Source organism: Streptococcus sp. 1055, from assembly GCF_013276815.1.
Lineage (GTDB): Bacteria > Bacillota > Bacilli > Lactobacillales > Streptococcaceae > Streptococcus > Streptococcus pseudopneumoniae.
In genome coordinates this window covers 1-1,867 of the sequence record NZ_VMLT01000161.1, presented here as the reverse complement: position 1 = coordinate 1,867, position 1,867 = coordinate 1, and the positions used below count along the sequence as shown (strand labels likewise).

Genomic DNA, 1,867 nt, shown 5'->3' with positions numbered 1-1,867 from the left:
ACCGTTTGGTTGACTTCAAGCGTAACAAAGACAACGTTGAAGCAGTTGTTAAAACAATCGAGTACGATCCAAACCGTTCTGCAAACATCGCTCTTGTACACTACACTGACGGTGTGAAAGCGTACATCATCGCTCCAAAAGGTCTTGAAGTTGGTCAACGTATCGTTTCAGGTCCAGAAGCAGATATCAAAGTCGGAAACGCTCTTCCACTTGCTGACATCCCAGTTGGTACTTTGATCCACAACATCGAGTTGAAACCAGGTCGTGGTGGTGAATTGGTACGTGCTGCTGGAGCATCTGCTCAAGTATTGGGTCAAGAAGGTAAATACGTTCTTGTTCGTCTTCAATCAGGTGAAGTTCGTATGATTCTTGGAACTTGCCGTGCTACAGTTGGTGTTGTCGGAAACGAACAACATGGACTTGTAAACCTTGGTAAAGCAGGACGTAGCCGTTGGAAAGGTATCCGCCCAACAGTTCGTGGTTCTGTAATGAACCCTAACGATCACCCACACGGTGGTGGTGAAGGTAAAGCACCAGTTGGTCGTAAAGCACCATCTACTCCATGGGGCAAACCTGCTCTTGGTCTTAAAACTCGTAACAAGAAAGCGAAATCTGACAAACTTATCGTTCGTCGTCGCAACGAGAAATAATATTAAACTAGTCGCTTAAGTAACTAGTAAATCCGCCAGCTCGGTAGCGCTCCATGTGAGCGCAAGCCGCTGTGGTACAACATTTAAAGGAGAAAATATAAAAATGGGACGCAGTCTTAAAAAAGGACCTTTCGTCGATGAGCATTTGATGAAAAAAGTTGAAGCTCAAGCTAACGACGAAAAGAAAAAAGTTATTAAAACTTGGTCACGTCGTTCAACGATCTTCCCAAGTTTCATTGGTTACACTATTGCAGTTTATGACGGACGTAAACACGTACCTGTTTACATCCAAGAAGACATGGTAGGTCACAAGCTTGGTGAATTTGCACCAACTCGTACTTACAAAGGTCACGCTGCAGACGACAAGAAAACACGTAGAAAATAAGGAGAACATAAATGGCAGAAATTACTTCAGCTAAAGCAATGGCTCGTACAGTACGTGTTTCACCTCGTAAATCACGTCTTGTTCTTGATAACATCCGTGGTAAAAGCGTAGCCGATGCAATCGCAATCTTGACATTCACTCCAAACAAAGCTGCTGAAATCATCTTAAAAGTTTTGAACTCAGCTGTAGCTAACGCTGAAAACAACTTTGGTTTGGATAAAGCTAACTTGGTAGTCTCTGAAGCATTCGCAAACGAAGGACCAACTATGAAACGTTTCCGTCCACGTGCGAAAGGTTCAGCTTCACCAATCAACAAACGTACAGCTCACATCACTGTAGCTGTTGCAGAAAAATAAGGAGGTAAAATCGTGGGTCAAAAAGTACATCCAATTGGTATGCGTGTCGGCATCATCCGTGATTGGGATGCCAAATGGTATGCTGAAAAAGAATACGCGGATTACCTTCATGAAGATCTTGCAATCCGTAAATTCGTTCAAAAAGAACTTGCTGACGCAGCAGTTTCAACTATCGAAATCGAACGCGCAGTAAACAAAGTTAACGTTTCACTTCACACTGCTAAACCAGGTATGGTTATCGGTAAAGGTGGTGCTAACGTTGATGCACTCCGTGCAAAACTTAACAAATTGACTGGAAAACAAGTACACATCAACATCATCGAAATCAAACAACCTGATTTGGATGCTCACCTTGTAGGTGAAGGAATTGCTCGTCAATTGGAGCAACGTGTTGCTTTCCGTCGTGCACAAAAACAAGCAATCCAACGTGCAATGCGTGCTGGAGCTAAAGGAATTAAAACTCAAGTATCAGGTCG

Annotated in this window: 4 protein-coding genes; all 4 read left to right on the top strand. The window is 43.2% G+C overall.

What is annotated here, in order from left to right:
* A partial coding sequence (rplB, locus tag HT699_RS11310; RefSeq protein WP_172934378.1) for a 50S ribosomal protein L2 occupies positions 1 to 650 on the top strand: 650 nt, incomplete at its 5' end.
* Positions 651 to 753: 103 nt separating this feature from the next.
* Positions 754 to 1,035, top strand: a complete 282-nt coding sequence (rpsS, locus tag HT699_RS11305) for a 30S ribosomal protein S19 (RefSeq protein WP_000533766.1) — start codon at positions 754 to 756, stop codon at positions 1,033 to 1,035.
* An 11-nt stretch (positions 1,036 to 1,046) separates the two neighbouring features.
* A complete protein-coding gene (rplV, locus tag HT699_RS11300; RefSeq protein ID WP_000818137.1) occupies positions 1,047 to 1,391 on the top strand; it encodes a 50S ribosomal protein L22 in 345 nt (114 codons plus the stop codon).
* 12 nt (positions 1,392 to 1,403) lie between these two features.
* Positions 1,404 to 1,867 (top strand): 30S ribosomal protein S3 (gene rpsC, locus HT699_RS11295; protein WP_172934377.1); only part of this gene is annotated, 464 nt, incomplete at its 3' end.

Coding starts and splice junctions, on each gene's coding strand:
- rpsS (WP_000533766.1), top strand. CDS start 754: ATGGGACGCAGTCTTAAAAAAGGACCTTTCGTCGATGAGCATTTGATG.
- rplV (WP_000818137.1), top strand. CDS start 1,047: ATGGCAGAAATTACTTCAGCTAAAGCAATGGCTCGTACAGTACGTGTT.